Here is an 8,026-nt window from a genome sequence, read left to right as displayed (position 1 = left end):
TCGCAGACTTTAGTTTTTTAAAGTCCTCAATGATTTTGTTTTGGGTTGCTATGCGCTCATCAATAAGATTGAGCAACTTTGCTATTTTCTTTTGTTCTTCTATTTTTGGAATAGACATTCTAATCCTTGCGAAATTAGGATAGAATAAATACACTCTTACACCACCTTCACCATTAACATTATAATAGTAATTCATTTTGGGTGTTTTAAGAAGTTGCATAAGCCATTCGTTGTTTACCTCTTTGGTAGTCTTAAAACAAACATACAAAGAACTTATCATGCAAGGCTTTTCACCTGTATACATGGCTATTGAGCCAACATTTATTCTTGCTGGATTATAGGCAAAATCATTTGTGTGTATTATTTTATATGCTTTAATGTCTTCACCGACCATATCTCTGCCTTCAAATTGTTCAGATTGAGGGACAAATCCCCTATCATTAGTTACAGAAAACATTGGATATTGTATCTTATCCTTATTCCTTAAATTAAAATTTTCTGTAATGTCCCCTAACCTACACTTCTCCCACTCCCCCTGAAACTCAGGAAATCTGAGATTTGGGACGTTGGCCTTTTTATTTTTATTATTAATTGTTGTTGTCATTTTTAATCCTTAATTTTAATTCACCAATCATGGCTCAGTTACATGCCAGTTACATGGTTTTATTCGTCCACCAACTTGATGGACTATTTTCCCACAAGTTATTGGCAGATTTCAAGTTCGTTTAGTCTTCACTTTCGGAAGTTTCTTCCTCTGAGGCTTCTTGCTTGATTTCAAGCAATGTTCGTTCATAGACCTCTTGCAGCTGATAGCTTGCCACCCCCAAAGGAGTAGTTATGCCACGCAGAGACCATTCTACCACTGACGAATCTTTGTCCTTGCAAAGAAGAATACCAATACTTGGATTGTCTCCCTCACCTCTAAGCAACTCGTCAGCTACCGAAACGTAAAAGTTCAGTTTGCCAATAAACTCTGGCATAAAATCCACAATCTTCAGTTCTACCACCACATAACATTTCAGCCGAGTATGATAGAACACCATGTCGGGGAAGTATGACTTGCCACTTGGCGTGTCAAGTTCCATCTGCCGACCGACATAAGCAAACCCTTTGCCCAATTCCAAAAGGAAGCGAGTAATATTGGTTGCTAACTTATTCTCCAAGTCCATTTCGCTGAACTTGTTTGGCAATGAGAAGAAATCCAACTTGTAAGGGTCTTTTATAATCTCTGTTGCCAGTGCGTTTTGAGGTTGTGGCAGTGTAACATCAAAGTTATTCAAAGCCTTGCCTGTGTGCTCGTACAGTTTTGTTTCTATAGCGTGTGCCAACTCAGTACGGCTCATGCCGTCGGTAAAAACTTTTTTGAGATAAAAAGTAGCCTCCTCTATTGTTTCACATTTAGAGACAATTACTGTCTGATGTCTCCAAGGTACACTAAGCAATATTTCTGGCATTGGAGATGCTACATCTTTCACTTCTTGTAATTTTTTACCAGCTTGGTAAAAAAAGTTTGTATGCGAAGAATAAAAAACAAACCAACGTTTGATATAGTACAAGTTGACAACAGAAAATCCCTCAGCTTTTGGAAATTCTGCACGTAAATCAAGGCTCAACCTTTTCATGAAGTTTGCGCCCCACTTGTATTGCTTCTGCTTCTCACAAATGTCCTCGCCCAAACTCCAATAGAATTTGAGCATTTCCGTATTCACTTTGACAGCTGCTTTAAGCTGTGACATGCGGAAACGTTTCTTCAAGTCAGACAACCACTTCACATAGTTTTTATCTGCCATAAACGAATCGCTATTCACAAATTGCGGTATATTGTTCTTGTCTGCCATTTTCTTTTGCTCTCTATCAACTTGTTGAAAAAAACAACAGGTTGCTTTTCGTTCTCTTTTGTTTCTCTTTAGTTAGAACTATCCTAAAATATTGGATAGTTGGGTATTGGACACATATAAAGTCTTTATTTTCAAGCATGACCATAACAACCGTTTGGTTGATATGGTTACGCCAATCCCAATTCCTTCAGATAACCTTCAATCTCCTTGTCAAGGTCGGCTCGTTTGGCTTCCAGCTCCTTGATTTCCTTCATCACGGCATGGATGTCGATAGGCTCTTCTTCCTCGAAAGTATCAACATAACGAGGAATGTTGAGGTTGTAGTCGTTCTCAGCCACTTCTTGCAGTGTGGCGAGATGGCTGTACTTTTCTATCTCCTTGCGCTCACGATAGGTGTCAACAATCTTCTTGATATGCTGAGGACGGAGTTTGTTCTGTGTCTTGACCTTTTCAAATTCCTTGCTGGCATCAATAAAGAGAATATTGTCATCCTCCTTACGACACTTCTTGAACACCAAGATACAGGTTGGGATACTTGTACCATAGAAGATGTTGGCAGGAAGTCCGATAATAGCATCCACATAATTTTTCTTTTCGATGAGGAAACGGCGGATTACCCCCTCGGCATTACCACGGAACAAGACGCCATGAGGAGCGACACAAGCCATTGTTCCACCCTCATTGAGGTGGTAAATCATGTGAAGAATAAATGCGTAATCGGCAGTCTTTCGAGGTGCTAAGCGCCCTGCCTTACTGAAACGATCATCGTTGTTGAACTTATCGGCAGCACTCCATTCTGCAGAGAACGGAGGGTTTGCAACGACCGCATCAAACTGGGTGTCTCCAAATGCATCGGCCTCTAAAGTATCACCATTCTCAATGCGGAAATTGCTGAACTTGATGCCATGAAGGAGCATGTTCATACGAGCCAGATTATAGGTAGTAGGATTCTTCTCCTGACCAAAGATCTCGTTTGCATGACCGATGCTTGCTGCACGAAGAAGAAGTGAACCACTACCACAAGTAGGATCATAGACATTGCGCAGACGAGCGTGACCGATGGTTACGATCTCTGCCAAGATACGGCTCACTTCCTGAGGAGTATAGAACTCACCGGCTTTCTTGCCTGCTCCAGCAGCAAATTGGCTAATCATATACTCGTAGGCATCACCGAGAATATCTATCTCTTGCGATGCTTCTACACCAAAGTCAATATCATCAAGTGCAAGAAGAACATTGCTGACCAAAGTATTCTTGTCATCTGCAGTTTTACCCAATTTTGGTGAAGCAAGGTCAATGTCAGAGAATAGACCTCCAAAGTCTTCTTCACTGTCCTGCCCGAGGGTACTGTCCTCAATACGCTTCAATGAGCGTTCGAGCATCGGCAGGATATTCTCCTTTCTCTTAATGCTCTCAATGACAGACGAGAACAGGAAGTTTGGTTCAATGAAGTAGCCGATATTTTCCAGACATTCGGTCTTGACAACCTCCTGAAGTTCTTCTATATCATCGTCTTTCTCCATTGCCCACAGTTCCTTGAACGTAACTTCATCGTCCACCAATGCGTCATTGGCATGCTTCTCTATCTTCTCCGACAAATACTTGTAGAAGATAAAGCCAAGGGTGAAATACATGAAGTCACTTGCCGACATATTGCCACGCAGTTTGTTAGCAACTTCCCAAAGTTGGTCACGGAGTTTCTGTTGTAATTCTTCGCTCATATCATTTATTTCCTTTTTATCTTTTGTTTATTCCCAACTAAATGTTCTTATAATAGAACGCAATTTATCGAGTATTCTTGTCAATGCCTTGCGTTTTTTTATCAGTCCCAAGTGTTTCTCTTTCAATGCCTCTTGTATGATTTCAGGCTGCTCTTTCTGCAGATAGTCATACTCTGAGAGATAATGATTGAGCACGGAAGCATCCAAATCCTCATCCTTTGCAAGCGTATTGACTGCATTGTTGCGTTCGGTGACGATGTAGTTGTTCAACCGTTCTTCAAGGTCGCTTGTACCATCAGCCTTTTGTTTGCGAGCCATGAAGTTGTCACGGTCATCATCCACATTCTTCTGGATAAATCCGTCAATGAGTTTTGCCTTACTGCGAAGTTCGACATCCTTAATCATTGTGTCAATGATGTGCTTACGCCTCTCTTCGTAGTCCTCACTATAAGGATTGAGGTCTGCAATCAACTCCAAGATATAGGCAACATTGATAATATCACTATGCAGGAGTTCCAAGCAAAAATCAATATCGCCCATACCAGTTGCGGCTTCTTCAAGAGGGTCTGGCTCACCAATCATGCTTGGGTCTTCCTCTGGAACTTGACAACCTTTCTTTGGGTCATCGTTCTTGACAGCAAACGAATCGTATATATCAAGATACTTGCTGCGGAAGTCCATAAACTGTTGTTCTGTCATTCCGAGGTCGGGAGCATCCTCCTCAAACTCATCATACACTTGTATCTCTGCGTGTTTTTTGATGATGTCACGGAAAGCGAGGACAAACTGCTTCTTGTCGTTCTCACTTTGCAAATAGTCCACAAAATGAGGTTCGGGATAATGCTCCAAGAAGTCCTTTGTCAGTTCTTGATAGTGGGTTTTGACATCATCAAATGGTGGACGCACAATTTCTTCAAGATTATTGCTGTTGCTGAAAAGTTTGATAGACTCGTCCACCTTGCTTTTCAAGTCACGGAAGCAAACCACCTTACCGAAACGCTTCTTCTCGTTCAACACACGGTTGGTACGGCTGAACGCTTGCAATAATCCATGATACTCCATGTTTTTGTCAACATAGAGAGTGTTGAGCTTCTTACTGTCAAAACCAGTAAGGAACATTCCGACAACCAAACAGAGATCAAGAGACTTCATGTCGCCCTTCTTTTTCTTCATGCGGAGGTTGATGTCATCGTAATATGCACGGAAGTTTTCAGTGGTGAAACTTGTTCCATACATATTATTATAGTCATCCATGATGGCTTGCAGTTCGTCTGCTTCGCCTGTACTGTCACTCACAAAGTTGCCTGTATTCATACCTGTCAAGTCATCATCCTGACTATTATTGGCTGCGTATGTGAAGACCGCTCCAATCCTAATCTTCGGATTGAGGCTCTTGAATATCTTGTAGTAACGGATTAGCATCGGCACTGACTGCACGGCAAACAATGCGTCAAACTCTCCATCGAATGTTGACTTATTGAAATTATTAAGGATAAATTTTGCTATCTCCGTCATACGGTCTCGGTCGGCATTATCCACATCCTCATTGCCGTGGTAATACTCCACAAGGAAACCAAGCACGTTTTCATCGGCAATGGCATCCTTAATCAAGTATTTGTGAAGACAGTTGCCAAAGATTTCTTTTGTAGTGTGTCCGTCCACCGCATTTTCAACAAAGATTGGTGTGCCAGTAAAACCGAATATCTGCGTGTTGTCGAAGAACTTGACGATGTTCTTGTGGCATTCTCCAAAATGGCTTCGATGACATTCATCGAAGATCATAACGATACGAGAATGGCGTATTTCCTCAATACGACTGCTATACCACTGCTTGCTGACAGCGGCATTTAACTTCTGTATGGTTGTTATGATAATCTTTGAATTGCTGTGCAAACGCTTCACCAATTCGTCTGTGTTGTCTGTACTGTCAACAGCACCAGGTTCAAAAGCCTCGTATTCGGCTTGGGTCTGCGTGTCGAGGTCGTGGCGGTCAACCACGAACATAACCTTATCCACATCGTCCAACTCGGATACGAGTTGGGCTGCCTTGAATGATGTCAAGGTCTTTCCTGCACCTGTTGTATGCCAGATGTAGCCGTTATCGTTGGAGTTTTCCACACGATCGAGTATCTTCTCCACGGCATAGAACTGGTAAGGGCGAAGCACCATGAGGCATTTGTCGCCCTCATGCAATACAATGTACTTGCCAATAATCTTGCCCAACGTACACTTGTCGAAGAACACTGTAGCAAACTTCTCCAAGTCGTTGAAAGGCACATTAGCGGCATCCGTCCAGTTGAATGTGAACTTATAGCCACTATTCGGGTTGTTGGCAAAATAGCGAGTGTTCACACCATTAGAGATGACAAACAACTGGATGTAATCAAACAGTCCATGAAAAGAAGTCTTGTGATAGCGTTGTATCTGGTTGTATGCTTGTTTCAGTTCCACACCTCTGCGCTTCAGTTCTATCTGAACCAAAGGCAGACCATTGATAAGTATCGTCACATCGTAACGACACTTCTTTCTACCTTCAACCGTAATCTGATTGGAAACCTGAAACTCGTTCTGACACCAGTGAGTGCGGTTCAAGAACTCCACCCACAGGCGTTCACCGCTTTCCAGTTCAAGAGGAAAGAGGTCTCTCAGTTTCTTTGCCTTTTCAAAGCGAGTGCCACCTTCAAGATAGATTAGTATCTTTTCAAACTCAGCCTCCGTAAACTCAGTGCGACCAAGTGCTTCCAATTTCTTCTTGTTGTGTTTCTCCAACTGTTTCTTGAAATTGGCAGACAGGTTCTTCTCCTCTTCAATATGAACATACTCGTAGTTCATCTTTTGAAGAGTATCTATAAGTCCGTTTTCGAGGGCTGCTTCACTTTGTACTGGCATATCTTATCTTTTTTATCGTTATTATGGCTATTGCCATTTCGCCCACAAAGATAACTGATTTTCACGAGAAAACACAACTATAGGGTTGATTTTTTTGACATAAATCCCAAAATGGAGATAGATGCTCACGGATAGTATCACCACGACTACTTATTCCTAAGAATTCAAATCCTCTATATTCCTTACATGATAAAATTTTAAAGTTATAAGACTTAGGTATCTCCTCTGTCAGTATATGCTTTTTAACATCACCATCTGTTTCATACAAACGGAACTCCCAGAAAAACCATAACATCAGACGATGACATCGGATACAGTAACGACTCAGAAAGGTAAGTCTTTCACTTTGTATAATATTCCGTTATATTATGCCAGATATCTGCAGATGTTCTTGGATAGAAATTCCGCATAAACGCAGTGATATTTACATTTATTCAGCAACTTAATGGAATAGCTGTAGATGGTTGGCTAAATTAATATGGTTCATGCACGTTAATTTGTTTTTTGATAAAAATGTATCAAAGTATCATTTTTTATATTCAATATCGTTATAACTAATTGATATAATACCAGTTATCAACAATGAGACTTCTCTTGAAATATGACATAAAGTATCATAGAAGTATCATAAAAGTATCATTTTAAGCGAAAAATATCATTTTCGATGCAGCATTTTGCCTTATTCCACGTTATTAAGATAATCAATCATTAACTCAACTTCGCAAATGGGGAAGTTAAAGAGGTTAAAGAAGTTCGTGCCCACCACATGATCCCTTACGGACCAACGGACGGGCATCAACAGAACAAGCCTCGGGCATCAACAGAACAAGCCTCGGGCACACACTGCCAATACGGCGGGCAACGAATGCCCAATTATTAGATTTATTTTGGGCACTATCATTTCTATTTCCAATAAGCATTCAAAGAAAACGTAATGAAGAATGCCTAAATCAACTTTCGCAAATGGGGAAGTTAAAGAATTTAAAGAAGTTAGAGAAGTTAAAGCCATATGCTTTACAAATAGATATTCAACCCAAAAAGGCTGTTGGCTATAACTTCTAACGACCGAAGGGAGTGATAACTTCTTTAACTTCTATAACTTCTGAACTTGCTAAAGTTCTGCATCTGATAAAGAAAAGATAAAACAGAAGACTGGGAAAGGCTGAAAAAGCCAAAAATCAGCCAAAAATGAGACTTCTATGATACTTTTATGATACTTTTTGCAACAAAACACAAAAAGTATCATTTATTATATATACCTATTAATCAATGAATTACAAATATTTTAAAGCCAATAATGATACTTTGAGACTTTTCTTTCAAAAAAAAAGCTACGTAAAGTTCTACCAAGCCTCTATCTATCATAATTGATTTCCACGAACAGACATTATTCGACAGTCTACAAGAGTGGTAACTACGATCTCATTATTTTATAACTGCTCACAATTTGTGACTGGTTTATTGTTATCTATATTATTTGCAATATTTATGTCTTCATTTTGAGGTATCTGCGTTGGAACAAAAATAGAGTAGATGTGGGGAGTTACCCCCAGCACCTCTCATTGCACCGTACGTACG

At 40.4% G+C, this 8,026-nt stretch carries 4 protein-coding genes; all 4 read right to left on the bottom strand.

Annotated features, from left to right (window positions below; all coding sequences use genetic code 11):
- On the bottom strand, window positions 1–604 hold a 604-nt coding region (locus tag F7D20_RS05430), incomplete at its 3' end, for a restriction endonuclease subunit S (protein WP_158463172.1).
- Window positions 605–725: 121 nt separating this feature from the next.
- Window positions 726–1,838, bottom strand: coding sequence for a PDDEXK nuclease domain-containing protein (locus F7D20_RS05425; RefSeq protein ID WP_228114110.1), 1,113 nt, complete (start codon window positions 1,836–1,838; stop codon window positions 726–728).
- 167 nt (window positions 1,839–2,005) lie between these two features.
- On the bottom strand, window positions 2,006–3,559 hold the full coding sequence (locus F7D20_RS05420; RefSeq protein WP_158463171.1) for a type I restriction-modification system subunit M: 1,554 nt from the start codon (window positions 3,557–3,559) through the stop codon (window positions 2,006–2,008).
- A 27-nt stretch (window positions 3,560–3,586) separates the two neighbouring features.
- Window positions 3,587–6,448 carry a type I restriction endonuclease subunit R gene (locus F7D20_RS05415; RefSeq protein ID WP_158463170.1) on the bottom strand — a complete coding sequence of 954 codons (2,862 nt, stop codon included), beginning with the start codon at window positions 6,446–6,448 and terminating at the stop codon, window positions 3,587–3,589.
- Window positions 6,449–8,026: the final 1,578 nt, after the last annotated feature.

Origin of the sequence: Segatella copri (assembly GCF_009495355.1) — a bacterium.
Taxonomy (GTDB): Bacteria; Bacteroidota; Bacteroidia; order Bacteroidales; family Bacteroidaceae; genus Prevotella.
The sequence above is the reverse complement of the archived record's forward strand: the minus strand, read 5'-3'. Positions and strand labels throughout refer to the sequence as shown.

Excerpts from the sequence above, each read along its gene's own strand:
- F7D20_RS05425 (WP_228114110.1), bottom strand. The coding sequence starts at position 1,838 with ATGGCAGACAAGAACAATATACCGCAATTTGTGAATAGCGATTCGTTT.
- F7D20_RS05420 (WP_158463171.1), bottom strand. The coding sequence starts at position 3,559 with ATGAGCGAAGAATTACAACAGAAACTCCGTGACCAACTTTGGGAAGTT.
- F7D20_RS05415 (WP_158463170.1), bottom strand. The coding sequence starts at position 6,448 with ATGCCAGTACAAAGTGAAGCAGCCCTCGAAAACGGACTTATAGATACT.